Here is a 25,833-nt window from a genome sequence, read left to right as displayed (position 1 = left end):
AGATCGGGTACACTCAAAAAAAGATGGAAAACCTATTATAAAAAACAAGTAAATTTAAATGTCTAACCTGTAAACTTTTTTCAGGACGATACACACGTCGCGAACAGTACCACTTTTATAAACGAAAGCAGTCGGTTTTCGGTGTCGGAGACAATTTATTCTGCGGTAAAGCTGATTCTTGCAGTGGGTTGGCGTACTGTCCCCCTTTGGAGGGGGAATTAAAGGGGGAGGACAATCAGAGGCAAGTTTTCCACAAGACATAAAAATAGTTGAGACAATCGAAAAAATCCTCCTCCGGCCTGTCGGCCACCTCCTCTAGAGGAGGACACGTCGCGAACAGTACCACTTTTATAAACGAAAGCAGTCGGTTTTCGGTGTCGGAGATAATTTCTTCTGCGGTAAAGTAGATTCCTGCAGCAGGTTGGCGAACTATCCCCCTTTGGAGGGGGAATTAAAGGGGGAGGATAATTACCTGTCAATCTTCCACAAGACATAAAAATAGTTGAGACAATCGAAAAAATCCTCCTCCGCCCTGTCGGCCACCTCCTCCAGAGGAGGACACGTCGCGAACAGTACCACTTTTATAAACGAAAGCAGTCGGTTTTCGGTGTCGGAGATAATTTATTCTGCGGTAAAGCTGATTCTTGCAGTGGGTTGGCGTACTGTCCCCCTTTGGAGGGGGAATTAAAGGGGGAGGATAAATTTTCCATTGCCAATTTTCAATTATTCATCGAAAAACTCCTCCTCCAGAGGAGGACGCGTCGCAATTCATACTGCATAAAAGTTATGTATACCGTAATAGAGCGGATGGATAAAAAAATCCGCCTCACCGGTGCTGATGAGGCGGACGGCTATACAATAGCCCCTTATAAAGACAAACCAACAATGTCGTAACCCAAAGGTAGCTGGCCCGAAGGCCGGTATTATGCAGCCGGTTCCGGCTTTTTGCGGCGTTTCTTCACCTCTTCGTTATTCTCGGCGATAATGGTCGATACCGCCCCCACGAAATCGCCGTACAGCGCTTCATCCACATTGCTCATCGCCCGCAGATGCACCACCAGTTGATTGTTAATGGTACCCACCATTCGTTTCTTAATGGTGGTCGCATTTTCCAGTTTCTCCTCCTTCCCTTTCTCGGTCTGGTACTCCACCCTGAAATCCTCAAAATCATCCTGGGCCGCCTGCAGCTGGGCAATCAGTTCGGCCGTACCGGCCACCGCCGTGATGGATGCCTGCAGCGAATCCTCGCCCAATTCGTCGAGCAGCGACTTCACCAGCGTGGTCTCGGTACCATAGCTATCATCCACCATCGACAGGCCGTATTTATCGAACACAACCATCAGCGTTTCCGCAGCCGCGCGGATAGCCGGATCGGGATGAACGGTCTGTCCTTTTACAAACTGAAAGAGCGAGCGGATTTTATCATCGCGCACGTCATCCTTCTCTTCCAGCTGCGATTCCGCCTTCGAGCGGTCCACCGCTTTGGTGAGTAGATTATTTTCAGCCGACAGCCCGGTCATTAGCTCGTCCAGGTAGCTGTCGGTAGTTAGGTTAGCGTTGTTATACGCCTTGGTCATACGAGTCATAGCCGAACCTACCTCCGTAGAGCGGCTATTAGAACTTATTCTCTTAAGCATGGTAGAAAATTTTTAATTCGACGTAAGAAAAGGTTAACTGAACCATTTCCAAAAAATTTAGTTAGGGTTTCGACTGTCTGGTTGTTTAACTGTTTACTAATTTATGATAATTTTTTATCAATCCATTGATGTTCTATGACATAAATAAGCCAAGAACCACTCCATTCATTTATCTACGTCTTTATCGTTTAGGCGTTCGAATACTCGAAAAGCCAGACTTTTCTTCAGGGAAGCCGTTCGACAACTCGAAAAGCTCTCTTTTTGCCCAGGGAAGCAATTCGAATACTCGAAAACGTTCACTTTTTGCCCGGGCGAGCCATTCGACAATTCGAAAAGCTCCACTTTTTGCCCGGGGACGCCATTCGACAACTCGAAAACCTTCCTTTTTTTCCCCGGCGACGTTTTCGACTACTCGAACGCCTCCAATTTTCCCCCGCGAACGTTTGAACAAGCATTCAAAGCACAATTGATTATGTTGATGATGAAAAAATGAGTATTTTCAATGGTAGCAGGCTGCAATGAGAGATAAACCCACCTAGTAAATCATTATACATAAAATCAATTCAAATTACGAAACATACTAAGAACTTTTATACTATCGTTTGGGATATGTAAAACAACTAGTAATTTTATCAGTGACAATTTTTATATGAATATTAATGTCTAACAAACCATACAAATACTCAAAAAAAGCCGGACGATACGTTTCAAAAACTAAATCAGGAAATAGAAGTTATTATTACAAATTACTACGAGATGTTGTGCCCTCAATTGCTTTTGACCTTCATTCTACATATGGAAAATATATAATGAAATCAATTACTCCTGATTTAAAATCATATAAAAAGCGCAAAGCGGATAGAAAAATTGTGGAGTTCAATCTGAATAATAAAATAGATGAACAGAAGAAGTTAAAACAAGAAATTGAACGCTACACCGCGGAACGTATAACAGAAGAAACAGAGAAAAACACACAAAATTTAATTAAAAGAAACCGACCATTTACCTACTACATATATAAAGGTTCCTTTTTCATCGGTCTTTTTATTGGCTTTTTCCTCTATTCAAAGTCTCCATCAATGCCTTTAGCCATTGGAATATCATTTGGTAGTTGGATTCTCATTAGACATTTAAGCTGGTTACGATTCAGACATTTGAAAGAGGGATATAAGTCACAGGCAAATAAAGAAGCATTAATAAACGGGCCATATTTTAGGGAAGACTTTACTAGAAAAGACATACTATTAAGTATCGAAATTCCCGAAATAAAAAAACAAATGGAAAAGGCTAATACAGAACTTCATGAAATAGAAAATAAAATAATAAACAAGGCAGATAAACTTCTGAAAGACGACTTTTTGACCTTTGTACTATCTGATAATTTCTACAACTCAACAGATTGGGGGAAAGTGAGAAATTGGGCATTAGGTAATCTTGAAAATAGATGCGTGTTTTGTGGTTCAATGGAAAACCTTTCCGTAGATCATATATACCCAAGATCCAAATATCCTGATAAAGCTTTAGATCCCATGAATACACAAATCCTTTGCTCAAAATGCAATAGTTCAAAAGGAAATAGAATAAAACCAAATAACATAAACAAATGACTCTATTAAACACCTTCAACGGCTTCCTGACTCCACTAATTGCTATTATTGCTACTTACATCGCATACCAACAGTATAAAGCAAATAAATCACTAGAGAAAAAAAGGTTGAGTTTGGAAGAATACAAACTAAAGCTTGAATTATATAATAAACGATATAGAATCTTTCAAGAAACCAAAGAGTTACTCTTTAATATTGTTAAAAAGGTATATGTAAATCCAGTTGTGCTTCGCGATTTTCGATTTAACACAAATGAAAGTAAATTTCTTTTTGATGATGATATTATTCAATTTTTGGAAGAGCTAACAGACAAAGCCATTGACTTAAACCAAACGGAAGACGAACTCAAGAATACCGAGCTATATCCAATTGGAACAGAAATACGTGAACAAAAGAATAAGGAGAATGGACAATTAAGACATTGGTTTAACACAAATTACGAAAGCATAGAGAGTAGATTTGACAAATATCTTAATTTTAAAAATTTATAAGGAAAAGATTATACCCAATGACTTGACTAATTTAGATGAGTCACTCACACAAAAAACGTCTTCTAAACCACCCTATGAAAATTCCCTACATCTGGTATGCCAGTTACGGTTCCAACATGCTGGAGAGCCGGTTTCACTGCTACATCCGTGGCGGGCAACCGGAAGGTTCTGTCAAAACGCAGCCGGGCTGTTTCGATACCACCCTCCCCACGGAAAAGGCGAACATCACCATCAACCGGGAGCTGTACTTTGCCCGCAAATCGGGCAGCTGGCAACACGGCGGCGTGGCTTTCACCGGCACCGAACCCAATGAACAGGCCCACACCCTGGGACGCATGTATCTCATCACCGCCGGGCAATTCATCGACGTCATCCGGCAGGAAAACGACTTCTACGGGAACCTGGTCATCGACCTCGAAAAAGCCATCGAAAAGGGTTCGCTCATCATCGACCCCAACTGGTGGTACGGCAACCTGCTCTACCTGGGCGATAAAAACGGCCATCCCATCTTCACCTTCACCCATGCCACCCACCAGCCGGAAGCCATCAACCCGCCCGGCACGAACTACCTGCGCACCATCATCGCCGGCCTGAAAGAAGCCTACCACTTCAGTAACAAGGAAATCTACGCCTACCTGAAGGACAAACCCGGCATCCGTGGCACGAATGTGCTGATTGATTTGTGAAAAGGTTTCAGGTTAGGCTACGCGGTTTCTGTTGTTACTATTGTTTCTATTGTTCGGTTCTTATCCACGTTAACGCTATTCCGCTCGAAACAACCGCACCATTACAATCAAATCTACCTCGCGAGCGCTTTCCCCAATGAGCCGATTCCTTTTCTACAATCCTGCCATCCCTCCGGGATTATTTCCCGGTCAGCATGATGCCTATATATCCTATCGATGAACCTCATTTACCCCAGGTGCCATTCAGATAAACGACCCGATGATACCGGGTCGCCATTCAAAGCCCGAAGGGCTGGCATATGTGTAGCCCCGGGTGTTAACCCGGGGTTGGATTGCCGTGGCAATCAGAGGCGCACATTCTGCCCACCATTGAAACACCAACACTCCTGCGCCACAGATACAAACCCGAAATTGGGTACAAATACGGTCAGGACATGTCCTGACCCTACACGTCGGCATAATTCTCAACGTCAGCGCGAACTAAAACATCCGCGATGCTGCTCTATCACCATTGCGCTCGAAACAACCACACCATTCCCATCAAATCTACCGCACGAGCGCTTTCCCCAATGAGCCGATTCCTTTTCTACAATCCTGCCATCCCTCCGGGATTATTTGGCAACAGTTTCGCCGGTAGGCGACGGGTGCGTAGGCCCGTCAAAGTTGCCCGGGCCAGCGAGAGCGGGAATGATTTTGTGCGGGAATTCTGGCCAGTGGGTCAGAAAAGACAAAATCATGACGCGGGCGGAAGGATCACTTTGACTTGACCTTTTGGTTCTTTTGTGTCAAGACAAAAGGACAAGAACGCCCGTCCGGCTTGAGGACAAAAGAAATAAATGCTACTTCATCACCATTGCGCTCGAAATCAGAAATGTGTTTCAATCTGCGACATCACACGACCGCGGCCCGTCTCAGAAACTTTTATCCCCGGGTTGAAACCCGGGGCTACCAATATGTCATCCCTCCGGGATAATCTATCAGGCTATAGCTGTTTTCCTGGCAGGAATCCTTATTTCGAAATTGAACCATGCATTCCTGCAACGGATTTAGCCCTTCTCTATGTTAGAGAAGGGTTGGGATGAGTAGATGTCGAAAAGAGAATTATCTATAAACATTCTCAAGTGAGACATTGCTTCGTCGTACCTTCTCGCAATGACGTGATAAAGAGCTAACCCGTTTCGATAAATCACGATTATTTGTATCTTTAAATTCGTCTTTTCCTGAACGTTGGAACACCGTTTCTGGAAAAACTGTTTCCGCCAGCTAACAATCATTTACCGAAAAGGTACGGCTCACCCACCCCACCGAAAACGGATGAGCCCAAACCAAACTACTGCATCCTGCATAAGGATTGGCGGCTTCCGGCATGGGAGCCCAACTGTTTCAGACAAACCAAATAATCAATTGAATCGGCAAAACACCAAAAAACCGGACTATGAAAACAAACAATCGTCGTGATTTCCTGAAGAAAAGTATTATGGGCCTCTCCGGAACTGCCCTGCTGGCTTCGGGCACCAGCCTCGATGCCTCCGGAAACGCCATTAACAACACCCCTACACCTTTGCCTACCCGTCCATTGGGCAAAACCGGAGTACACACGCCCCTTATCAGTATGGGAGCCAGTGGCGTCACCTCACCGGGACTAGTGAAGGCTGCCTACGAATCGGGCATCAAGCTGTTTTTCTCGGCCAACTACTATGGCCGCGGGAACAATGAAATCCTCGTGGGCGAAGGATTGAAAGGCCTGCCCCGCGACAGCTTCCTGGTAGGTACCGCCGCCATCCCCAATGAGATGAACAAGGGCGCCGGCACCCTCAACAGCGACTTCACCGCCGAGAAGTACATGAAAAGTGCTGAGGCCAGCCTCAAACGCTTCGGTCTCGAAACCATCGACTTCGTGCTGTTGCCGTTTGCCTCGAAGAAAGAGACCATCCTGAATGAGGACGTCCTGAAAACATTCGAGCAACTAAAGAAACAAGGTAAGGTGAAGTATGTGGGCATTGCCTCGCATGGCGGCACCGTCGAGGCGCTCAACGCAGCAGCCGAATCAGTCGTGTACGACGTGGCGATGATAGGCTACAACTACAAAACCCAGAATTTAGAAGAAATGCACACCGCCATTCATCGTGCAGCGAAAGCCGGAATGGGCATCGTGGCCATGAAGACTACCGCCGGAGCAGCCCGCAGCAAAACCGGTCCGGGCATCAACACCGATGCAGCATTGAAATGGGTGTTGCAGAATGAAAATATCTCGTCCATCGTATCGGGAATGACCTCGGTGGAACTGGTGCAGCAAAACCTGAAAATGATTCAGAACCTGAAAATGACCGAGCAGGAGATGAAGGAGCTGGGCATGACTTCCGGCTACGACGCGCAGGGGTTGTATTGCCAGCAATGTCAGGAATGCATTCCGCAGTGTCCGCACCACCTCGACATCCCGACCATCATGCGCAGTTACATGTATGCCTATGGCTACAAGAACCTGGAGCAGGCCTGGCATACGCTGGCCGAGGTCGACTTGTCGAACAATCTCTGCCACCTGTGTGACGTCTGCAACGTCAATTGTGCTTCCCGCTTCGATGTTCGCAACAAAGTGATGGACATTGCCCGGCTGAAGGATGTACCGATTGATTTGCTGAGTGTATAAGGCATCCATTCGGAATTGGTTACAGGTTAGAAGGGTTTCAGGCTTCAGGTTTCAGGTTGCGCTTCGCGGTTACTATTGTTTCTGTGGTTACTGTGGTTTCTTTTGTTTTGAAGACAGCACTGCAAAAGCATCCTATCTACTCACCCCATCCGAATGGTATTCGGCTAGCCCTTCTCTATGTTAGAGAAGGGTTGGGATGAGTAGATAAACTTATTAAACAACGCTAGTTGCTGTGATTACTCTTCGTCGTACATCCCTTTCGAATACGGCCCTGTCACCATCACCTTGTTCATATCGGGGAAATGAACCACCTCGGCGATACTGGCGGTGTCAAAATCGATGTACACCAGCTTTTCGGTTTCCGAACCATTGCTGATGACGTGCGCACCTTTTTCACCGGTAGGAAAGGTAATGGCATCGCCCGCTTTCACCTTCAGATCACCGTTGATGGTCCGGACAATACCAACTCCGCTGATGATGTAGAATACCTCCTCGTTTACTTCATGGTAATGATAACTGAATGCGCTGTGGCCCCGTTCCACTTCAACGAAATTCACCCGGCACTTGCTAACCTCTTCGGCAGGAATGACCGGTTTGATGGTGAACTCTTTTCCGTTGCGGTTCATTTTCCGACCTTCAATCGCATTTACATTTTTTACTAACAGTTCTTTCATTGTTTTATCCTCCGTTTATTGATTGAGTGTATCTCAAAGTTCAGGAATCAGGCCAATATGAGCAAGAGGGTTCGTTACGCACCCTCTTGGTTAGAATTACTGATTTCCTGTCTTTTACCAAGATTATTTTTTTCAAAAAAATTTCTCGGCATTTCAACTGTAACATCCCAATCCGGATTTACTCTCTAAAAGAGATTTTTTAAATTTGAATAGCGTTAAAACAATGACATGAGAGAACTTGATATCAACTTCCCGACCTGCCCAGTCCGGAATATTCTGAGCCGGATGAGCGACAAATGGTCACTGTTAGTTCTAAGAGCATTGCAAAAAGGTGGCGTCATGCGCTATAAGGATTTGCGCAACGCTATTCCCGACATCTCACAGAAAATGCTTTCCAGTACCCTGAAACGCCTGGAAGAGGACTGTTTGATTAACCGGGAAATGCATAAGGAAATTCCACCCCGGGTGGAATACTCGTTAACCGAAACAGGAAAAGAACTGATGCCGGCCCTCGTGATGATGATTGAATGGGCACGGGAACATTTTGACGTCATTACGGGACAACAAAGCATGCCATAACAGGCTGTTTATAATAACCACCTAACACCAAACCAACATGAACCTGAAAGAACTGGGTTATACTGACCTGATTGAAGAAACCAGAAAAGAGCTGCAACTTGAGCAATTCGGGATTGGCCGGATTGTGGCAGAGCACAAAGAACGGTACGTCGTCCGCGCCGCCGACGGGGAATATGAGGCTGAAATCACCGGCAACATGCGTTTTACAGCCCGGAGCCGCGAGGATTTCCCCGCTGTGGGCGATTGGGTCGCCCTTACGGTTTTCGATGCCGATTTCGCCATTATTCACCAGGTATTGCCCCGCTACTCCGTGTTAAAGCGGCAGGCCGTCTCCCACTCCGGCGAAGTGCAGATGATCGCCGCCAATATCGACTATGCCTTCCTGGTGCAGGCCGTCGACCGTGATTTCAATCTTAACCGCCTCGAGCGCTATTTAACCATTTCTTACTCGTCCAACGTCAGCCCTATTATCGTTCTCACGAAAACCGATCTCATCGATGAGCAACCAATAACTGAAATAACGGAGAGCATTAATCACCGCATCAAAGATGTCCCGGTACTGGCCATCAGTAACGAAACCCGTGACGGATACGAAGCCCTGAACAACGTCATCGAGAAAGGAAAGACCTATTGTCTACTGGGTTCGTCAGGCGTAGGCAAATCGACACTGTTGAACAACCTGTCGGGGCAAAACCGGATGAAAACCGATGCTATCAGCAAAAGCACAAACAAAGGAAGGCATGTGACCAGTCACCGCGAGTTAACCATCCTGGAAAATGGCGGCATTCTGATCGACAATCCAGGTATGCGCGAAGTAGGCATTGCTGACACCACCAGCGGATTGGAAACCACGTTCGACGATATCATGGACCTGGCCCAACAGTGCCGGTTCAAGGATTGCACCCACACTACCGAAGCAGGTTGTGCCGTTCTGACGGCTGTTGAGAAAGGGGAAATCGACCAAAGTGCTTACGAGAATTACATGAAGATGGAACGGGAGAAAAACCATTTCGAATCGACGGTAGCCGAACGCCGCAAAAAGGACAAACAGTTTGGGAAAATCGTGAAGGATTATAAGAAGAAGGATATGAAGAATAAAGGAAGGTAAAATAAACGAGCCCTTCTTAAAAACATGCTTAAAGCACTGAATGCCCAGAATCAAAATTATTAGCTTTCCGGTGAAAACGAATAAACCTATTGGACCAAACAGCAACAAAAAGATAACTGACAAATGAAATCACTTCGTACAATATTCACCTTCCTGATTCTTTTTGTATTCTTTCAGAAATCCTTCGGGACAGCACAAATTCCCGATTTCTTGATTTACAAAGGAGATACTCTGAGTATCCAGGCAAATCCACTTGAAGGCTACTTTGTTAATCATCCCCGACCAGATAGTATATTTGAAAAATATGGCAATCACACCACAGCCTGTTGGCGCAGATACATTGGATACTGGGAATTACGTAATGATAGCTTATTCTTACTGAAGTTACAGGGAGACTCCACTGATTTCGATCTATCCATGATCTTCAAAGACCGGGAAACGGACGGTGAAATATTTGCTGACTGGGTTAATTACTCTATTTTAAACCCTTATGGTAAATTGATGCATTATGAGCATTCTGACTATTGGTCTACCTATGAATTTGAACGAGAATTTATTTTTTCAAACGGCATACTGACCGGAATAAAACACTACGATAATTCTAAATCGAAGCGATCAAAGTTCACAGATAACCTTGCTATGCTGAAAAAGTATATTAAGGAGCACATCGATTACTCAAATATCACGAATGCCCCCTATGAACCGGCAAAGGTTTATGTCGAGATTTCACATGTAACAGACGATGGCATTATTGACAGTGTAACAGTTATGCGTGGCTGGGATAAAGAACGGGACCGGGAAGCCGCAAGGGTAGTTAAGTCTATTCCCGAATGGGAAGTGGTATACCGGCATGGTAAGCGAATTCAACTTCCCTGGATAATACCTGTCGTGTTTGGGAAAAAAGAGGAATAATCCCCCTAAACTCAACTCCAAATCCTAAACAAATAAAAAACAAAAGGACCGCCTTCGAGAAAGCAGTCCTTACATTTGATTTCGAACAATAATCAATGGAAAGCAGCGGGAGGATACAAACGAGTTGCACCGTTCCCGTTGGTCTTTATATTTTTACATCATTCGTGCGTTGAGCGTATACATTACCCAAAGCGTTCCGCCTACGAAGATAAACAACAACAGGGCGGTAAACAGCAGGGCAATCACGTTCCAGCGCTGCGCCGATGAACGGTCGAGGTGCAGGAAGTAGTGCAGGTGTACCACCATCTGGGCAAAGGCTGCAATAAACAATCCCACAATGGTCGCCGTGCGGCTGAACGCTCCGCTCATAGCCATTCCGAATGATACGATGGTAAGCAGCAAGGCCAGGATAAAACCTACTACATAGGCTTTCGTGGTAATCTTAGCTCCCATCTCTTCGTTATGTGCTTGACTCATAATATGTCTTTTTTAATTTTTTACAATCAAATTCGTCAAAGACGTTACACAACGTGCAACAGGTAAACAAAGCTGAATACGCCAATCCAGACAATGTCCAGGAAGTGCCAGAAAAGGCTGAGGCGCATCATACGGGAGCTGATACCTTCGGTAATGCCCGATTTGGCAATCTGCCCAATCATGGTAGCAATCCAGATGAGTCCGAAGGTTACGTGAGCACCGTGGGTTCCAACCAACGTAAAGAAGGCGGAAAGGAAACCACTGCGATCAGGTCCGGCTCCTTCACCAATCATCGAAACGAATTCGTGGATCTCCATCCCGATGAAGCCAAGTCCAAGCAAGGCGGTGACGATTAAGCCAATGATAACCCGTTGTTTTTTGTTGTTGTGCATGGCAATCATCGTAAAGCCGAAAGCCACACTACTCAGCAACAGGAACATGGTTTCGACAAACAGGTAAGGTATGTCGAACAAATCTTTTCCTGTGGGGCCACCGGCGCTGTTGAAACCGATTACCGCATAGGTAGCAAAGAGCACAGAAAACAGAACCAGGTCACTCATGAGGTAAATCCAGAACCCGAAGGTCCGAATCTCAGCATGATTGGGATGTTCCGCGTCTGCTGTATGTACTGCGTTTTGTGAAACGTTATTCATTACTGTCTGATTTTTTAGTTATTCTTCTTTTCTTCCATGGCAGCAGCCAGTTGCTCGAAACGTTCGTCTTCGATACGTTTCACTTCGGCAGCCGGAATAACATATTCCTCATCGTCGTGTGATGAGCCGATAATCACGGTAGCAATAATGCCAATCATGGCAGCAATAGCCAACCACCAGATGTACCAAACCATGGCAAATCCAAAGGCCAGAACCAAACCACCGATAATCGGTCCGCGGGCTACATTCTTCGGCATGTGAATATCGTGATATTCAGCCGGACGCTGATAAGCGGTGCCATTCTCTTTCATGGCCCACCATTCGTCAAGCTCATCTACTTTCGGAATCACTGCAAAGTTATATACCGGGGGTGGCGAAGAACTCATCCACTCCAGTGTACGACCGTTTTCCCAGGAGTCACCGGTCAGGTCGACGTTTTTCTTGCGGTCGCGAATACTGATATAAATCTGAATCAACTGCGATAGGATACCGGCACCGACAATCAGGGCACCGACAGCAGCCACAATCAACCAGGGTTGCCATGCCATGTTATCGTAGTGTGCCATACGACGCGGCATTCCCATGAATCCGAGTACATACAGCGGCATAAATGCTACGAAGAACCCGACAGCCCATCCCCAGAAAGCGCGCTTGCCCCATTTCTCATCGAGACGGAAACCGAATACTTTCGGGAACCAGTAGGCAAATCCGGCGAAGTAGCCGAACAGTGCGCCCGGAATCAGCATATTATGGAAGTGAGCAATCAGGAACAGACTGTTGTGTACGACGAAGTCAGCCGGCGGTATTGCCATTAGCACTCCGGTCATTCCTCCAATCACAAAGAGTGTAAGGAAGCCCAGGACCCAGTACATCGGTGTGGAAAACGTAATACGCCCCCGATACATGGTAAAGAGCCAGTCGTACACTTTTACCCCGGTGGGTATCGCAATCGCCATCGTCGCTATTCCGAAGAAGATATTCACATTCGTATCGTTACCCATGGTAAAGAAGTGGTGTAACCATACGGTGAAAGAAAGAATCATAATGGCTGCAGTCGCCCAAACCAGCGATACGTAGCCAAAGAGTTTTTTACGTGAGAACGTTGCTACCACTTCGGAGAATATACCGAAGGACGGCAGTACCACGATATATACTTCCGGGTGACCCCACATCCAAAACAGGTTGTTCCACATCATCATGTTACCCCCCATTCCGTTGGTGAAGAAGTGCATGCCCAGGTAACGGTCGAGCGTCAGCAGGAACAGTGCACCGGTAATCACCGGAAACGACAGAATCATCAATACGTTTGTGGTCAGGGTTGTCCAGGTGAACAACGGCATTTTCATCCATGTCATGCCCGGTGCGCGCATCTTCACGATGGTCACCAGGAAGTTCACCCCACTTAGGAGCGACCCGACCCCCGCTATCTGGAAGGCCCACATCCAGTAGTCGACCCCCACTCCGGGATTATATGTTTTTTCGAAAAGAGGTGCAATTCCGAACCAGCCGGTATTGGTGAACTCACCCACACCGAGTGAAATCATAATCAATCCGGCACCGGCCACCGTCAACCAGAAACTGACTGAGTTCAACACCGGAAAGGCCACATCGCGTGCACCAATCTGATGAGGAATTACCAGGTTCATCAAACCAATCACAAAAGGCATCGCCACGAAGATGATCATGATGGTACCATGCGAACCGAAAATCTGGTCGTAGTGATGAGGTGTCAGGTAGCCCGGATCAGGTCCGGCCGCCATTGCCTGTTGTCCACGCATCATAATCGCGTCAGCGAAACCGCGCAGCATCATCACCAGCGCCAGAATGATGTACATCACACCAATACGTTTGTGATCGACACTGGTCAGCCATTCGTGCCACAGGTACGGCCACTTTTTAAAGTAGGTTATTAAGCCGATAATTATCAGGGCTAAAAACGTGGAACTGACCACGGCCCCCATGATGATCGGATCGTTGTACGGTATATCCGATAAGGTCAACTTTCCAAACATATTATTTGTCCTCCATTGTTTTAGTATGTACGTGTCCCGAATCGGACTGCATAATCATTTGACCGTGCTCTTCCTGCATTTGTGTAGAATCCTGCATTCCGTTCATATGGTGTGTATCATCCATATCGTCGGTCATTTTCATTGCGTGGTCGGTACCACCCATCCATCCCATGAACTGCATCATCACATGGTCGAACAGCTTGGGTGCAACCGATGAATAAGTCGTTACCGGATAGTCGGTATTGGGTTGGGCGAACTTTTCGTAGGTAGCCATATTCAATACGTCAGGCGATTGTTTGGCTTTTTCCACCCAATCTTCGAATTCTTCCTTCGAAGTGGCCACTGCATCGAAGTGCATGGTAGCATAACCGGTACCACTATACTCGATGTTCTGTCCCAGGTAAGTTCCTTCGTGATCGGCCTGCAGATGCAATTTAGTCCGCATACCAGCCATCACATAAATCTGACTTCCCAACTGCGGAATAAAGAACGAAGTCATTACCGAAGCCGATGTCAGACGGAAATTCACCGGCGTATTGGCCGGGAAGACGAGATGATTAACCACCGCGATGTTGTAATCGGGGTAAATGAACAGCCAGTTCCAGTCGGTGGAAATGACTTCAACACGAACCGGCTTCACATCCGATGCAATCGGTTTGTACGGGTCCAGTTCATGTGTTTTGACCCAGGTCAGATACGAAAGGGCCGCCACAATGGCAATCGGCACCAACCATACCACCAGCTCAATCTTGTGTGAGTGGGCCCAGTTAGGTTTGTAGGTTGCCTTTTTGTTAGAAGCGCGGTACCGCACCGAAAACCAAATGACCATAACAAAAACGGGAAGAACCACGATCAACATCAGAATAAATGCGATCTTGATCAGGAAAGCTTCCTCGCTACCGATTGGTCCCTTTGAATCGAGCACAACCATATTGCTACAACTGCTCAGCAGAACAGTGGCCAGTAACAATACCACTCCCATTAAAGATTTGTAACGATTTTTTTTCATCATTGAGTTCCTCGCAACATTTATAAGAGATTTAATCAATTTCATAGGACTTCTTCCATGTATCAACATTTTCTTCAATTTTGGGAGGGCACAAATAAAAAGAATCAAGCCACTTAGCACCCAAACAAATAAAAGTTGACGTTTTTCTTCAGACGGAAACGTAACTCACCCTCTTCACCTATGGTTTGTTCCCGCCCATCCAATCAAACACTTATCAATCAACTGTTAAAATATATGAACTTTTATTAAATGATTATATCATGCTCTTGTTAAAACACTTACCGCCACTTTTATTCGTCCTTGCACAACATGATTACAGTCATTTAACAATTTTAAATATGAAAAGTTAAATAACCTTCCATATTTTACAAAACAGTCGCAAATTTATTTTTATTTTGACTAAATAATGCAAGAGAAACGCAAAAGATTTGGCAGATTTGCCGAATAAAAAGTTTTAAGAGCAATTTACCTTGAAGAACTTTTTGAGTAACAATTGGTTTTATTGAGACATTTGTATTTACATGAAAAAGCTGAAAAACTTCATTAGCATACTGACTGAACTGAACAAGACTCGAATCACATTTGTGGTTACGCTGACGACGCTGGCAGGTTATGTCCTGGCGAATAAGCACATCGACTCGAATGTCATCTTACCCATGGTGGGAATCTTCATTCTGGCGTGCGGCTCGGCAGCCCTGAACCATTACCAGGATCGAGACAAAGATGCGTTGATGGAACGAACAAAAGACCGTCCGTTACCATCAGGACGAATCTCCGAACGGAATGTTTTGCTGATTTCAGCCATTGAAATATTGGCCGGAACATGGATTATTTATATAGGAAGTAATCTGGAAGCTGCAATTTTAGGCTTCATGGCCTTCATCTGGTACAACGGCATTTACACCCCATTAAAACGCGTGACCGCTTTCGCGGTAATTCCCGGCAGCGTGATTGGTGCTATTCCGCCTGCAGTAGGTTGGGTGGCCGGCGGCGGAGCATTGCTCGATATCCGGCTGGTGGTCCTCACCGTTTTCTTCTTCATCTCACAGGTACCTCACTTTTGGCTGCTCATGCTGAAATATGGTAAAGAATACGAAGTGGCCGGCTTTCCTTCTATTACTTCCGTGATGACGCCGGTGCAAATCAAACGGGCCATCTTTATCTGGACGGTCTCCACAGCCATCATCGGAGCGTTGATTGTCCTTTCCGGGCTGGTGATTACCACGTTCTTTAAAATCATGGTATTCGCCGCAGCAGCATGGCTGATTGCGCTGTTCTCAAGACTGCTGCGCAAAGCCTACTTTGATTTCAACCCGTTCCGGTACTTCATGAGCATCAACTATTTTGTGCTGGTACTCATCATCGCCATGATTGTGGACCCGTTGATGTAAGCCTGCTGAAGTAATCGTCAGAGCTTTTTCAGGGCATAAAAACAATTGACAGGCAATACGACAGGAAAATGCACTTTTAATTGAGTGGGCCCATTGGTTTGCGTATAGAAATCCGTATTTTTCCATATGAGATAAAATCTTATACCAAACGCCGAATCATATACGTGAACGTATGAAATACCTAATCATCGCTATATCGTTGGTTGCACTATTTTCCTGTGGTCAGAATAAGAAAATAAGCTCCACCAACCCTGTTAACTGGGAGGCAAGAACCATTAATCTTCCCACAGAAGACTCATTGCATCATGGAACGACCTATTTACCGGTCTACTCCGAGGTCTATCAATCAAATGAAAACAAAACCTACCCGCTAACCGTAACGGTCAGTATCCGGAACATGAATCCGCAGGATACTATATACATACTAAATGCCCGGTATTTTAACTCTGCAGGCCGTCAGATCCGGAGTTATTTCGATAAGCCCATTTATCTGGCCCCGCTGGAAACCATCGATATTGTTATTGATGAGGGTGATAAAGAAGGCGGAACCGGCGCCAACTTCATTTTTCATTGGGCCATTGAAAACAACGAAGTTGAGCCTCTTTTTGAAGCAGTAATGATTTCGACTACCGGCCAGCAGGGACTTTCATTTATTACCAAAGGCATTAAAATTTCAAAATAAGCAATCAGTCCAAGTACTCGGCAGTATCAAAGAATATCGAATTAAAGAAATACCGGTCAAAAAACTGGTAGGAAAACGCATGACCATGTCGTTTGCAGACAACCAAACCGGAGAACTTTGGAAAAGCTTCATGCCACGGCGGAGGGAAATTACGAATAACGTCAACCAGGACCTTATTTCGATGCAGGTTTATCCATCAGGATTTTTCGCGAATTTCAATCCAACAACGCCATTCGAAAAATGAGCTGCCGTCGAGGTCAACGATTTTAATTCGGTTCCTGAAGGAATGGAAACCTTTGTCCTCCCGGAAGGATTGTACCTGGTATTCATTTACCGCGGCAAGGCAAGCGATGCAACTCCCTTCTTTCAACACATCCTGGGTGAATGGCTTCCGCAAACAGATTACCAGCTGGATGAAAAGCCTCATTTCGAAATATTAGGAGAGAAATACAAAAACGATTCGCCCGACTCGGAAGAAGAAATCTGGATTCCTGTTAAGAAGAAAGATTAACTGCTCTTCAAAAAAATGCTACCGAAAAAACTGGCATCAAACTTGTTTACATATTATTGTAATCGAAAAATCTAACACTATGAAAAAATTACTCTTCACCTCCCTGTTATTCATTTTGTTCTCTCTTGCCGCAACAGCACAAGACAAAAACAAAGCAGACTCTACGACAAAGTTTATCTACTGCGAATTGACCAATACCGATAAATCAGTAGGAACCATGACAACCGTTGAAGCTGATTTCGGTCAGAGGAAAGGAGGATTTCATGACTCACGGTTAAAAGACCCAAAAAGCGGAAAAGTCATCACTTTCAACTCTATCATAGATGCCTTAAACTATATGGGGAATCAGGGATGGGAACTCGTCCAGACCTATCAGACATCTGTAGACAACCAGATGATTCATCATTGGATAATGAAGAAACGAATCGAATAGAGGCCACTTCCTGCCAACTTATTCCTCGTCTATTTTTCGACGAGGTTTTTTCTGCCCAATAACTTATTCCTCATCCATCATCTTTTCAAAGCTTTTCCGTATTTTGAATTTCTAAACCTGACACCGTAGCCAACCATTTTTTTAATTGTTCAAACAGCTAATAACGCCGTGAGGCAACCGTTTTATCAACCCAAAAACGTAAACTATGAAAAAATTTGGATTTCTTTTATTGATTGGACTACTGCTTGCTTCCTGTAATCAAAAACCGAAGCAGGCAAACGAGACGGACGCACAAAAGCCGATGACTGCACAGACTGAAGCTCCGCGCGATGGCGTATTCATTCATATCACCCAGGGCTACGATGACCCGCACCGGGTATTGATGCCGCTGAAAATGGCTGCCATGATGGCCATGGACAAAGACGTAGTAGTTTATATGGATATTCACGCAGTTGAACTCCTGGTGAAAGATGCGAAAGATTTAACCTATGCAGATTTCGAATCGTTTCAGACCTACGTAAAACAGTTGGTCGAAAAAGGTGTCCCGGTGATGGCCTGCCCAACCTGCCTGAAAATTGCCGGTTATACACCCGACGATTTAATGGAAGGCGTTCAAGTCGCTCAGAAAGATAAATTCTTCAATTTCACGGAAGGAAGAATTGTAACGCTGGACTACTAGACAACAGATAGTATAAATTCCCCGGCCCATTGCACAAAACAGCAACTGCCGGGGATTTTTATTTGCTCCAATCAGATTCTTCCAATTCAAATACCTCTTCGATAGTTGTTTCAAAGATGTGGGCGATCTTTAAGGCCAACACAGTAGATGGCACATATTTCCCCGACTCGATAGCATGAATCGTTTGCCGGCTTACCATAATCAGCTTAGCCAAATCAGCCTGCGTAAGATTCTTTTTGGCCCGCTCTACTTTTAGCGTATTTTTCACAACACAGTCTTTTATCAGGTTAAGCAACCATAAATTTCCACTTCTTGTAGTAATTATAAATCACCACATACAGGAACAGTTGGAATTGCAGAATATAAAATCCCTCCAACTCCAACCCTCCGTGAATAATCAGCAATGCCGATGTAATCACCCACGTTATCAGCAACGATTTCGCCAGGCTCATGTAGCGGATGCGTTCGATAAATTCATCTTCTATTTTCTCTTTGGAAAACATATAGAGAAGAAAGCCGGCAAAAGAAAAAGAGAGGCTCACCCACGTAAGCGTTTTCTTCAGTTCCGCTGAAATGATATGATAATTGACTGAATTCTCTTCAACATAAGTTCTGTCTCTCTGTCGAAGTGCTCTCGTAGATCCTTCATGAAACCCTTTAACAACTTCATTAAAATTGGCGATAGTTGACAGGATGATCGCTACAAAAACAAAGGCAATACCAATTCTTCTAAAATAATAAGGCAAATAAGTTTTCATAGGTTAGTTTGTTTTATAAATGAATATCCAAATGTAAACCTTACTTTACATTTTACCAAGTATTCTTTACTAAATATTTTGACAAAAAACTTCTGAAGAGCTTATCTCTCTTGTTATTTTCTTTCGACGATTAATAAGCAGTTGAAAGAATAAGATAAGTTAGGAAATTGAGAAGTGAGTTTCGAGCCTTCGGAACTCACTTCTTTTCATTCTGCAAAAAATCCTATCTTCATTCTGAAGAACGTCAGATGAAAAAAGAGATGTTCTAAATTGTTTCCTATTAACAGAATTCCAAACACGAACCTCGGAAATCAAATGAAGAACAAAAATCAATTAGTTAATGCTACTCAGCATATATCTACTAATTAACAAAATGAAATTCAGATTTTTATGATTTTAGAATTTCGAAACAAACCAACTAACCATGAAACGACTACACCTGATTTTACCCCTTTTACTCATTAGCAGTATTGCTTTTTCTCAGGAAATAAAGGAAAAGAACATTGAGACAAAGGTAAACAAAGTCACTGTTTTTATTGAAGGTGCACAAATTACAAGGGAAAAAACGGTTGATATCCCCCAGGGAACAAGCCTTTTAACATTCGTCAACCTCTCTCCCTTTATCGATGCGAAAAGTGTGCAAGTGAAAGCAAATGGTGAGGTGACCGTTTTATCCGTCAATCATCAACAGAACTACATCGAGAAACTGGAGAAACCAAAAGAAATTGAAGCGATCGAAGCGAAGATTGAATCAACGAAGAACCAGTTGGAACTTGAAAAAGCTTATCTCTCGATTAATCATGAAGAACTGGAGTTTCTGAACAAAAACAGGGCTGTCGGCGGACGTACTACCGAGATGAGTCTGAACAATCTCAAAGAAATATCCGCTTTTTATAACATCAAACTTACCTCACTCAAGTTGGATGAAATTGAGAAGAATAAAAAGATAAGAGAGCTGACTGAGCAGTTAAAAAATCTCGAAGATCAACGAAACACATTGACCAGTAAAAAGGAATATCCCAATGGTGAAGTTGTGGTTAAAGTTGAAGCAAAAACACCGACCAAAGCTGCTTTCGCGTTATCTTATTTGGTTGGAAATGCGGGTTGGTTTCCATCGTACGATATCCGGGCGAAAAGTATCGATGATCCTGTAGAAATAACATACAAGGCGAACTTACGTCAGGATACCAAAATCGATTGGAATAATGTGAACCTTACCTTCTCATCCTCGAATCCCAATAGTTCAGGAGTAGCGCCGGAACTCAAAACATATTACCTTGGATACGGTACCCGTCCCCCTGTCTATACGAAAGAACCTAACTTGGTCTCTGGTCTGGTTTTAGATGATAAAAACCAATCATTGCCGGGGACAACCGTTGTTGTAGCAGGCACGACGATTGGAACAGTTACCGACGTCAATGGAAACTATTCCATCACCCTTCCACCCGGGAAAAATCAACTAACCTATTCCTTTGTGGGATTTGAAACACAAACGTTGCCGGTATCGGGTAAGATAATGAATGTAACCTTGCAGGAGAGTAAGATGGCTCTGGATGAAGTTGTCGTTACCGCTTACGGTATATCAAAGAGTAATAACTTAGCAAGAGCAGTATCAGGCAAAGCCGCTGGAGTTCAAATTAGAGGTACCAACCTCCAGAAACAGGAAAGAGAGAATATACCCGTTCCATTTCAGAAAACAGAAAATCAGACGAACGTTGAATTTGAAATCAAAACTCCTTACACGGTGAAGTCGGATAATAAAAACTTAATCGTGGATATGGACGTTTATCATCTGCCTGCCACATATCAATACTTCTGTATCCCCAAAATTGATAAAGATGCATTTCTGCTGGCCAATATTAACGATTGGGAAAAATACAGTTTGCTGGAAGGCGAAGCCAATATCTTTTTTGAAGACACATACATAGGAAAAACCCTGCTGGACGTACGTTACGCCTCCGATACGTTACAGGTTTCACTGGGAAGAGATAAGAACGTTACCGTGAATAGAATAAAAATAAAAGACCACACAACTAGACAGTTTATTGGCAACAAGAAAGAAGAAACCCGGGCATATACCCTTACGGCGAAGAACAACAAAAGTCAGGCGATCAATATGACGGTAGCTGACCAGGTACCAGTTTCAACCCGGGAAGAAATAGAAGTGGAAACAAATGATATTTCCGGTGGTAAAGTTAACAAGGATAGCGGTGAGGTAAAATGGAACTTCACTTTACTGCCATCACAGAAGAAAGAGTGGCAGCTAATGTATTCGGTGAAATATCCAAAATACAGACAATTGACGATTGAATGACGCAAGCATTTCAACCCGATTCGTTTGAAACGACTGTGATTACATAAAACACTAGACTCGGCATTATGGAAACCATCCAACTGAAAGACCCGAACACTCCTCCATCTGATGAGGTATTGAAAGAAGTACTTGGAACAAGCTTTGATGCCTTCGATGAGTTGATGAAAACGGTCAGAAATGCGCCTTATGATTTGGTTGCCGGATGGAACTATTACATAGACGGCATGGCGTGGCTGTGTAAAGTTCAGTTCAAAAAGAAGACCGTTTTCTGGCTTTCAGTCTGGGATCACTATTTCAAAACAGCTTTCTACTTTACCGAAAAAACAAAGCCGGGTGTATTGGAACTGGAGATCAGCGAACCAGTCAAAACCGACTTCATAGAGAAGAAACCAACTGGGAAATCGATTCCCCTCGTTATCAATGTAACCGGGAAAGAGCAACTCGGGGACGTGCTAAGAATCGTGGAATACAAAAAACGCTTGAAATAAATTGATAATCAGGATATTTTCCGAATATTCACCCGCGACCTATTTAAGCAAATAGTATACCATTTCCTTCATAAGAAAATTCAATTAACTTTGACGACAATCGATCGGGACGTAAGTTCTGTTGGCAGTAGGTTTTGTGATGGAAGGGATTTTCAAACATAAAAAAGGAAACAGAAATCTGTGGGCAGCGCAGTTGTTAGGACTGTTGCTGGTCATCGCTCCTTGCTCCGTTCGAAATTTCTTACAACACGAATTAGGTGTAAAACCAACCAAGACACTTAATCCACCCAAGAGGACGATAGAACAATCAGGTGATTGTTGCACAATATTTAATCAGGCGGAAACCGTAAATGCAGAGAATGTAGGACATCAACTTTCGTTCAAATCGTTTGCTCCACTTGCCGATCAATTCTCAAATGCCCACATCGGTCATTCCTCCTTTTTCAAACTCTTAGCAGAGCAAAATACAACTCATCAAAATATCCCTCTCTACATTTTGTATAAAAGATTGAAGTACATAATCTGATTTTACCGAGATCAGTTAAATCTATTATATAAACACCTTTTTAAAATCGTAAGCAAAACTTAGTGTAGCCATACCATTTCGGCTCGGCTTTTTATGCTGCTATTATCTTTGAACCCGGTGTACCGGCTTTTTTGGTATAGGAAGAATAATGGTATGTACAAAGTTGATATAACTCATTGAAATACATGAGGAGGCACGAATCTGCCATTTCCTTTGGTCGATATCGGTTAAAATCAACTGATATCATCATGTGCAACATGATGTGTTTCAATAAAAACATTAAATAATAATGGAAACAAAAACAATCGAAATAAATAAGAAGTCGGTAACGGTACTCCGAATATTGTTAAGCATGATATTTATTGTGGCAAGTATCATGCATACATTCAAAGTTGAAAAAGTAGTTGACAGAATTAACCATGCCAGATTCAGTGAGCTGGGCTATCTGCTGGGTAAACCTGAAATTTCAGTAATTGCCTCAGGAATTGCGATGTTCATTGCTGGCATTGCGTTATTGATAGGATTTAACACCAAATATGCAGCCATTGTTTTGGCATTGATACTCATCCCGATAACCATTACCATTCAGGTCGGACAAATGTCAACCATTGGACCGTTGTTTAAGAACATCGCCATATTTGGAGGATTGATGTTCTTCGCTTTGAATAACAATTTTAACATCTTCAAAAACACGAAAGCATGAAAACATACATCGTTATGATCGCCGCCATTTTCACGCTCCTGACGGCAGGTAAAAGTGAGGCCAGGGTTCCGGAAAATTCAAACGTTAAAAACTACATCGTTCTCACCCGGAACATAAAACAATTGAAGCCAATTATTCTGGCAGCGAAAGATTTGGCCGCTGAAGACGGAAGTCAATTTGGTAAGTTTAAGGTGATAATTTGCGGTAAAACAATTACCAATGTCACTCAAATGGACAAGATGGCCCCGTACCTGGAAATGGCAGAAAAAAATCACGTTGAATTGTATGCTTGCGGATTGTCTTTAAAGAAATTTAAGATCGCTCCCCAAAGCTTGCCCAAACAAATTCATGTAACAAAAAACGGGCTCCTTTATGACTTTCAATTACAGAAAGAAGGATACATGAGTATCGAACTGTAAACACCACAGTTTATATAAAAAGTGCACAGCAGGCTTTTGTGGAAGCCTGCTGCGCCTGTTTTGTTTCCATTTTTCCCTATCTTCCTGCCCAAAACAAGAATAATCATGCAACGAAAAGTATATTACCTCTCAACCTGCGACACCAGCAAGCGAATCATGAAAGAAGTGGGTGTTGACGACAGCTTTGAACAGCAGGATATCAAGTTCCATCCTGTAACCGAAGAACAGGTAGAGCGTTTCTACCAGCAAACTGGCAGTTATGAGGAATTGATCAACAAACGGGCCCGCAAACTGAAGGATGCCCTGACCGAACATCCGGTGACCAGCGATGCTGACTACAAAAAACTGCTGCTGATAGATTACACTTTCCTGAAACGCCCCATCTTCGAAATCGACGGTCAACTGTTTGTCGGGAACGCGAAAAAGACGGTGGAAGCGATTAAGGAGGCGTTGGGACGATAGACATTTCCATAGTTTCGCCATGTAGAAATTGAGGACCAAGTCATTCAAAACACAAGTCAGAAATAAGCAAAACTATATCAACAGCTTACCTCAACATCAAATACTCAAAGGAAATCTACTTAACAAAATTGCTATTATCAATAAACATCTTAAATCGACCGTGATCTACTTTAAGAGTGATATTTACTTGTAGTTCTGAATTCTCTTTATAGATATTAACTACCTCTCGTATATATTTCAATTTGATCGAATCGGTTAGATTAAATGAAGTGTCATTTAAAATGCTTAATAATCGTGACATAAAAAATCCAAAATTCGATATATCATAGATTTCATAATTCTCTTTCTTTTTGAAAAGAATGTTTATTCCCGAATCTTCAGTGTTTGTTTCAAATTGATATATACCATATTGTTGACTAAAAGTACCATCTGAACTTATCAACTCTCTCACACAGAGCAGAATAACCATCATTTGGAATTTTCATTTTCGTATCCAATCGGCCAGTGTTTGCCGCGAACTGATATAATTCCTTATAAATACCCTTATTTGATTTTTGCGCAAAGCAAGTGCCCAAAAAACAGAATAATATGACAGTGGTTAATGCTGTTCTCATCAATCATTTATTTAGCGAGAGACCTGCAGTTCTCAACGTCAATTCTCTTTAAAACCAAAAAATGTCAACTATAATCTTCTATCTTTTTCACCTTTTATTTTTGCCAAAACAGAATCCATCTTTGCGACATTTCCTTTCGAGAAGCCCTGTTCAAAAAGCCTCAATTTTCCATTGTGGATAATGATGTTGGTAGGCTACAATTCCGGGAATCGTCCTTTTTTCAAGCCAGCTTTCGGGTTCAGTTGAAACAGGTAGTTCATCAGCCGTTTGTTTTCATACATCGGGAAATATTCCGGCTCGTTTTTTTGCAGTTCCACCCATTCCGAGACTTCTTTCTCACTCTCATCGGTGACCGAAAGAAAAAGCGTATGTCCATCTTCGTATTTATCCACGAGCCCATTCAATAAAGGAATTTCCTTCTGGCAGGGGCCACACCAGGTCGCCCACAGATTAATCACCAGGGTTGAGTCATCGGCTTCGTCGCTGAGAAATTCATCTTTTTTAAGTTCCTCCCGAATGGGATCATCAATACTTTTCAATTGACTATAGAAGCGGTAGGTTTTCCATTCGGTTACCTTGTTATTCAATACCAATGCCGTAACAAAAACAAGAACAATAATGATGGGATATTTCAACTTCATACGAACATTCTTTTTTGGATGGAAAGATGGAGAATCAGTAAAAACAACAGCGAATAAGCAGCTATCATCGCTATTTGTGGCGTACCCAGCAGGTTCTCGGAGATCGTTTGTTTAATGGCCTGAAGCGGCAAGAAGTTACCGGCGTCGGACTCCAGCTTACGGTGGATAATATTAACCACCCAACCTTCGAGCAGCCAGTATACCAGAAGGGGTAAAGCCATGACCGGCGAAGGACGCCAAAAAGCAATGGTTAGTGCAATAAAACCAGTTGCTGTGAGATATAAGAACTGCGATATTAACGCGTTATAATCGGTATTCAAAAGTAATTGCAGTGGGTTAGTGCTATAGAAGAAGCTGAGAACAGCGTAACAAATAAAATTCGGCAGCAGAAACGAGAGAGCATACAAACTAACTTGCAGAATACTGTACAAAAACAGTTGGTGGCGCGGCCAGCCATTTACCAGAAGCATTTTGTAGTAGCCCGTGTTAATCAGGTGAACAGTACGTTGTAACACCCAAAACAGAAAGAACAAGGCTGGCAAGGTTGACTGACTGGCCCGTATCGAAACGAATTCGGCCAATGCAGCACCATTTAGTTGCTTGTCTCCGGCTCCAAACCAATACTCAAAAAAAGCCAGGAAAAGTAGTGCCAGCAACAAAACAGCTGCCGGAAGAATCTGCTTTTTATTTTTGAATAGTTTTATCTCGATGCTAATCATT

General features: G+C 43.5%; 27 protein-coding genes and 1 pseudogene. 18 read left to right on the top strand and 10 right to left on the bottom strand.

Annotation, left to right across the window (positions count from 1 at the left end; translation table 11 throughout):
* Positions 1–923: 923 nt before the first annotated feature.
* Positions 924–1,637, bottom strand: coding sequence for a DUF6261 family protein (locus CLV93_RS17270; protein WP_146142059.1), 714 nt, complete (start codon positions 1,635–1,637; stop codon positions 924–926).
* A gap of 659 nt (positions 1,638–2,296) precedes the next feature.
* Between CLV93_RS17270 and CLV93_RS17260 the strand changes: the two genes are divergently transcribed.
* The 4 genes from CLV93_RS17260 (at position 2,297) to CLV93_RS17245 (ending at position 7,068) form a co-directional block, all read left to right on the top strand.
* Positions 2,297–3,244 carry an HNH endonuclease gene (locus CLV93_RS17260; protein WP_106543464.1) on the top strand — a complete coding sequence of 316 codons (948 nt, stop codon included), beginning with the start codon at positions 2,297–2,299 and terminating at the stop codon, positions 3,242–3,244.
* Positions 3,241–3,735 (top strand): hypothetical protein, encoded by a 495-nt coding sequence (locus tag CLV93_RS17255; RefSeq protein WP_106543463.1) that lies wholly within the window; start codon positions 3,241–3,243, stop codon positions 3,733–3,735. Before CLV93_RS17260 ends, CLV93_RS17255 begins: the two co-directional genes overlap by 4 nt.
* A 35-nt stretch (positions 3,736–3,770) precedes the next feature.
* The gene (locus tag CLV93_RS17250) at positions 3,771–4,421 is read left to right on the top strand and encodes a hypothetical protein (RefSeq protein WP_211297894.1); all 651 of its coding nucleotides are present in this window, start codon (positions 3,771–3,773) and stop codon (positions 4,419–4,421) included.
* 1,435 nt (positions 4,422–5,856) lie between these two features.
* Positions 5,857–7,068 (top strand): aldo/keto reductase, encoded by a 1,212-nt coding sequence (locus tag CLV93_RS17245; RefSeq protein WP_106543461.1) that lies wholly within the window; start codon positions 5,857–5,859, stop codon positions 7,066–7,068.
* Between the two features lie 236 nt (positions 7,069–7,304).
* On the opposite strand, the gene CLV93_RS17240 is transcribed toward CLV93_RS17245, so the two are convergent.
* Positions 7,305–7,742, bottom strand: a complete 438-nt coding sequence (locus CLV93_RS17240; protein ID WP_106543460.1) for a cupin domain-containing protein — start codon at positions 7,740–7,742, stop codon at positions 7,305–7,307.
* A gap of 228 nt (positions 7,743–7,970) precedes the next feature.
* Between CLV93_RS17240 and CLV93_RS17235 the strand changes: the two genes are divergently transcribed.
* The 3 genes from CLV93_RS17235 to CLV93_RS17225 all read left to right on the top strand — a co-directional run bounded on the left by CLV93_RS17235 (position 7,971) and on the right by CLV93_RS17225 (position 10,341).
* Positions 7,971–8,321, top strand: coding sequence for a winged helix-turn-helix transcriptional regulator (locus tag CLV93_RS17235; RefSeq protein WP_106543459.1), 351 nt, complete (start codon positions 7,971–7,973; stop codon positions 8,319–8,321).
* A gap of 37 nt (positions 8,322–8,358) precedes the next feature.
* Positions 8,359–9,429: a ribosome small subunit-dependent GTPase A gene (rsgA, locus tag CLV93_RS17230; protein WP_106543458.1), complete on the top strand. Its 1,071-nt coding sequence runs from the start codon at positions 8,359–8,361 to the stop codon at positions 9,427–9,429.
* 123 nt (positions 9,430–9,552) lie between these two features.
* Positions 9,553–10,341, top strand: coding sequence for a hypothetical protein (locus CLV93_RS17225; RefSeq protein WP_106543457.1), 789 nt, complete (start codon positions 9,553–9,555; stop codon positions 10,339–10,341).
* Between the two features lie 153 nt (positions 10,342–10,494).
* Here CLV93_RS17225 and cyoD read toward each other — a convergent pair whose 3' ends face one another.
* Genes cyoD through cyoA form a run of 4 tightly spaced genes read right to left on the bottom strand, consistent with a single transcriptional unit; the run spans position 10,495 to position 14,495 of the window.
* Positions 10,495–10,818 (bottom strand): cytochrome o ubiquinol oxidase subunit IV, encoded by a 324-nt coding sequence (gene cyoD / locus CLV93_RS17220; RefSeq protein WP_106543456.1) that lies wholly within the window; start codon positions 10,816–10,818, stop codon positions 10,495–10,497.
* A gap of 44 nt (positions 10,819–10,862) precedes the next feature.
* Positions 10,863–11,471, bottom strand: a complete 609-nt coding sequence (cyoC, locus tag CLV93_RS17215; RefSeq protein ID WP_106543455.1) for a cytochrome o ubiquinol oxidase subunit III — start codon at positions 11,469–11,471, stop codon at positions 10,863–10,865.
* A 14-nt stretch (positions 11,472–11,485) separates the two neighbouring features.
* The gene (gene cyoB / locus CLV93_RS17210) at positions 11,486–13,483 is read right to left on the bottom strand and encodes a cytochrome o ubiquinol oxidase subunit I (protein WP_106543454.1); all 1,998 of its coding nucleotides are present in this window, start codon (positions 13,481–13,483) and stop codon (positions 11,486–11,488) included.
* Position 13,484: 1 nt separating this feature from the next.
* Positions 13,485–14,495, bottom strand: a complete 1,011-nt coding sequence (cyoA, locus tag CLV93_RS17205) for a ubiquinol oxidase subunit II (RefSeq protein ID WP_211297893.1) — start codon at positions 14,493–14,495, stop codon at positions 13,485–13,487.
* Positions 14,496–15,013: 518 nt separating this feature from the next.
* On the opposite strand from cyoA, the gene CLV93_RS17200 reads away from it, so the two are divergent.
* From CLV93_RS17200 to CLV93_RS17180, 5 genes and pseudogenes are all read left to right on the top strand, one after another.
* Entirely contained in the window at positions 15,014–15,883 is an 870-nt protein-coding gene (locus CLV93_RS17200) for a protoheme IX farnesyltransferase (protein WP_106543453.1), read from the top strand.
* 172 nt (positions 15,884–16,055) lie between these two features.
* Positions 16,056–16,565, top strand: coding sequence for a DUF3124 domain-containing protein (locus CLV93_RS17195; protein WP_106543452.1), 510 nt, complete (start codon positions 16,056–16,058; stop codon positions 16,563–16,565).
* A 256-nt stretch (positions 16,566–16,821) separates the two neighbouring features.
* Positions 16,822–17,076: pseudogene (locus tag CLV93_RS20385) on the top strand (GyrI-like domain-containing protein); the annotation flags it as partial.
* Between the two features lie 79 nt (positions 17,077–17,155).
* Positions 17,156–17,509, top strand: a complete 354-nt coding sequence (locus CLV93_RS17185) for a hypothetical protein (protein ID WP_106543451.1) — start codon at positions 17,156–17,158, stop codon at positions 17,507–17,509.
* Between the two features lie 205 nt (positions 17,510–17,714).
* Positions 17,715–18,188 carry a DsrE family protein gene (locus tag CLV93_RS17180; protein WP_211297891.1) on the top strand — a complete coding sequence of 158 codons (474 nt, stop codon included), beginning with the start codon at positions 17,715–17,717 and terminating at the stop codon, positions 18,186–18,188.
* 58 nt (positions 18,189–18,246) lie between these two features.
* On the opposite strand, the gene CLV93_RS17175 is transcribed toward CLV93_RS17180, so the two are convergent.
* Together CLV93_RS17175 and CLV93_RS17170 are read right to left on the bottom strand one after the other, a co-directional pair.
* Positions 18,247–18,456 (bottom strand): helix-turn-helix transcriptional regulator, encoded by a 210-nt coding sequence (locus CLV93_RS17175; RefSeq protein ID WP_106543473.1) that lies wholly within the window; start codon positions 18,454–18,456, stop codon positions 18,247–18,249.
* 19 nt (positions 18,457–18,475) lie between these two features.
* Positions 18,476–18,946, bottom strand: a complete 471-nt coding sequence (locus CLV93_RS17170) for a hypothetical protein (protein WP_106543450.1) — start codon at positions 18,944–18,946, stop codon at positions 18,476–18,478.
* Between the two features lie 424 nt (positions 18,947–19,370).
* On the opposite strand from CLV93_RS17170, the gene CLV93_RS17165 reads away from it, so the two are divergent.
* The 6 genes from CLV93_RS17165 to CLV93_RS17140 all read left to right on the top strand — a co-directional run bounded on the left by CLV93_RS17165 (position 19,371) and on the right by CLV93_RS17140 (position 23,858).
* Positions 19,371–21,260 carry a DUF4139 domain-containing protein gene (locus CLV93_RS17165; RefSeq protein ID WP_106543449.1) on the top strand — a complete coding sequence of 630 codons (1,890 nt, stop codon included), beginning with the start codon at positions 19,371–19,373 and terminating at the stop codon, positions 21,258–21,260.
* A 65-nt stretch (positions 21,261–21,325) separates the two neighbouring features.
* Positions 21,326–21,748, top strand: coding sequence for a DUF3788 family protein (locus CLV93_RS17160; RefSeq protein WP_106543448.1), 423 nt, complete (start codon positions 21,326–21,328; stop codon positions 21,746–21,748).
* Positions 21,749–21,887: 139 nt separating this feature from the next.
* Positions 21,888–22,274, top strand: a complete 387-nt coding sequence (locus CLV93_RS17155; RefSeq protein ID WP_146142058.1) for a hypothetical protein — start codon at positions 21,888–21,890, stop codon at positions 22,272–22,274.
* 289 nt (positions 22,275–22,563) lie between these two features.
* On the top strand, positions 22,564–22,977 hold the full coding sequence (locus CLV93_RS17150) for a DoxX family protein (protein ID WP_106543446.1): 414 nt from the start codon (positions 22,564–22,566) through the stop codon (positions 22,975–22,977).
* Entirely contained in the window at positions 22,974–23,396 is a 423-nt protein-coding gene (locus tag CLV93_RS17145) for a DsrE family protein (RefSeq protein WP_106543445.1), read from the top strand. The genes CLV93_RS17150 and CLV93_RS17145 overlap by 4 nt, the downstream gene beginning before the upstream one ends.
* A gap of 105 nt (positions 23,397–23,501) precedes the next feature.
* On the top strand, positions 23,502–23,858 hold the full coding sequence (locus CLV93_RS17140; RefSeq protein WP_106543444.1) for an arsenate reductase family protein: 357 nt from the start codon (positions 23,502–23,504) through the stop codon (positions 23,856–23,858).
* Between the two features lie 808 nt (positions 23,859–24,666).
* Here CLV93_RS17140 and CLV93_RS17130 read toward each other — a convergent pair.
* Both CLV93_RS17130 and CLV93_RS17125 read right to left on the bottom strand, forming a co-directional pair.
* Positions 24,667–25,113, bottom strand: coding sequence for a TlpA family protein disulfide reductase (locus tag CLV93_RS17130; protein ID WP_106543442.1), 447 nt, complete (start codon positions 25,111–25,113; stop codon positions 24,667–24,669).
* The gene (locus CLV93_RS17125) at positions 25,110–25,832 is read right to left on the bottom strand and encodes a hypothetical protein (protein WP_106543441.1); all 723 of its coding nucleotides are present in this window, start codon (positions 25,830–25,832) and stop codon (positions 25,110–25,112) included. The genes CLV93_RS17130 and CLV93_RS17125 overlap by 4 nt, the downstream gene beginning before the upstream one ends.
* Between the last annotated feature and the right edge of the window lies 1 nt (position 25,833).

The sequence above is a fragment of the Prolixibacter denitrificans genome, from assembly GCF_003014495.1.
In the GTDB taxonomy this organism is placed as follows: Bacteria; Bacteroidota; Bacteroidia; order Bacteroidales; family Prolixibacteraceae; genus Prolixibacter; species Prolixibacter denitrificans.
This window is presented reverse-complemented; position numbering and strand designations above follow the sequence as displayed.

Coding starts and splice junctions, on each gene's coding strand:
- CLV93_RS17270 (WP_146142059.1), bottom strand. CDS start 1,637: ATGCTTAAGAGAATAAGTTCTAATAGCCGCTCTACGGAGGTAGGTTCG.
- CLV93_RS17260 (WP_106543464.1), top strand. CDS start 2,297: ATGTCTAACAAACCATACAAATACTCAAAAAAAGCCGGACGATACGTT.
- CLV93_RS17255 (WP_106543463.1), top strand. CDS start 3,241: ATGACTCTATTAAACACCTTCAACGGCTTCCTGACTCCACTAATTGCT.
- CLV93_RS17250 (WP_211297894.1), top strand. CDS start 3,771: ATGAGTCACTCACACAAAAAACGTCTTCTAAACCACCCTATGAAAATT.
- CLV93_RS17245 (WP_106543461.1), top strand. CDS start 5,857: ATGAAAACAAACAATCGTCGTGATTTCCTGAAGAAAAGTATTATGGGC.
- CLV93_RS17240 (WP_106543460.1), bottom strand. CDS start 7,742: ATGAAAGAACTGTTAGTAAAAAATGTAAATGCGATTGAAGGTCGGAAA.
- CLV93_RS17235 (WP_106543459.1), top strand. CDS start 7,971: ATGAGAGAACTTGATATCAACTTCCCGACCTGCCCAGTCCGGAATATT.
- rsgA (WP_106543458.1), top strand. CDS start 8,359: ATGAACCTGAAAGAACTGGGTTATACTGACCTGATTGAAGAAACCAGA.
- CLV93_RS17225 (WP_106543457.1), top strand. CDS start 9,553: ATGAAATCACTTCGTACAATATTCACCTTCCTGATTCTTTTTGTATTC.
- cyoD (WP_106543456.1), bottom strand. CDS start 10,818: ATGAGTCAAGCACATAACGAAGAGATGGGAGCTAAGATTACCACGAAA.
- cyoC (WP_106543455.1), bottom strand. CDS start 11,471: ATGAATAACGTTTCACAAAACGCAGTACATACAGCAGACGCGGAACAT.
- cyoB (WP_106543454.1), bottom strand. CDS start 13,483: ATGTTTGGAAAGTTGACCTTATCGGATATACCGTACAACGATCCGATC.
- cyoA (WP_211297893.1), bottom strand. CDS start 14,495: ATGATGAAAAAAAATCGTTACAAATCTTTAATGGGAGTGGTATTGTTA.
- CLV93_RS17200 (WP_106543453.1), top strand. CDS start 15,014: ATGAAAAAGCTGAAAAACTTCATTAGCATACTGACTGAACTGAACAAG.
- CLV93_RS17195 (WP_106543452.1), top strand. CDS start 16,056: ATGAAATACCTAATCATCGCTATATCGTTGGTTGCACTATTTTCCTGT.
- CLV93_RS17185 (WP_106543451.1), top strand. CDS start 17,156: ATGAAAAAATTACTCTTCACCTCCCTGTTATTCATTTTGTTCTCTCTT.
- CLV93_RS17180 (WP_211297891.1), top strand. CDS start 17,715: ATGAAAAAATTTGGATTTCTTTTATTGATTGGACTACTGCTTGCTTCC.
- CLV93_RS17170 (WP_106543450.1), bottom strand. CDS start 18,946: ATGAAAACTTATTTGCCTTATTATTTTAGAAGAATTGGTATTGCCTTT.
- CLV93_RS17165 (WP_106543449.1), top strand. CDS start 19,371: ATGAAACGACTACACCTGATTTTACCCCTTTTACTCATTAGCAGTATT.
- CLV93_RS17160 (WP_106543448.1), top strand. CDS start 21,326: ATGGAAACCATCCAACTGAAAGACCCGAACACTCCTCCATCTGATGAG.
- CLV93_RS17155 (WP_146142058.1), top strand. CDS start 21,888: ATGGAAGGGATTTTCAAACATAAAAAAGGAAACAGAAATCTGTGGGCA.
- CLV93_RS17150 (WP_106543446.1), top strand. CDS start 22,564: ATGGAAACAAAAACAATCGAAATAAATAAGAAGTCGGTAACGGTACTC.
- CLV93_RS17145 (WP_106543445.1), top strand. CDS start 22,974: ATGAAAACATACATCGTTATGATCGCCGCCATTTTCACGCTCCTGACG.
- CLV93_RS17140 (WP_106543444.1), top strand. CDS start 23,502: ATGCAACGAAAAGTATATTACCTCTCAACCTGCGACACCAGCAAGCGA.
- CLV93_RS17130 (WP_106543442.1), bottom strand. CDS start 25,113: ATGAAGTTGAAATATCCCATCATTATTGTTCTTGTTTTTGTTACGGCA.
- CLV93_RS17125 (WP_106543441.1), bottom strand. CDS start 25,832: ATGATTAGCATCGAGATAAAACTATTCAAAAATAAAAAGCAGATTCTT.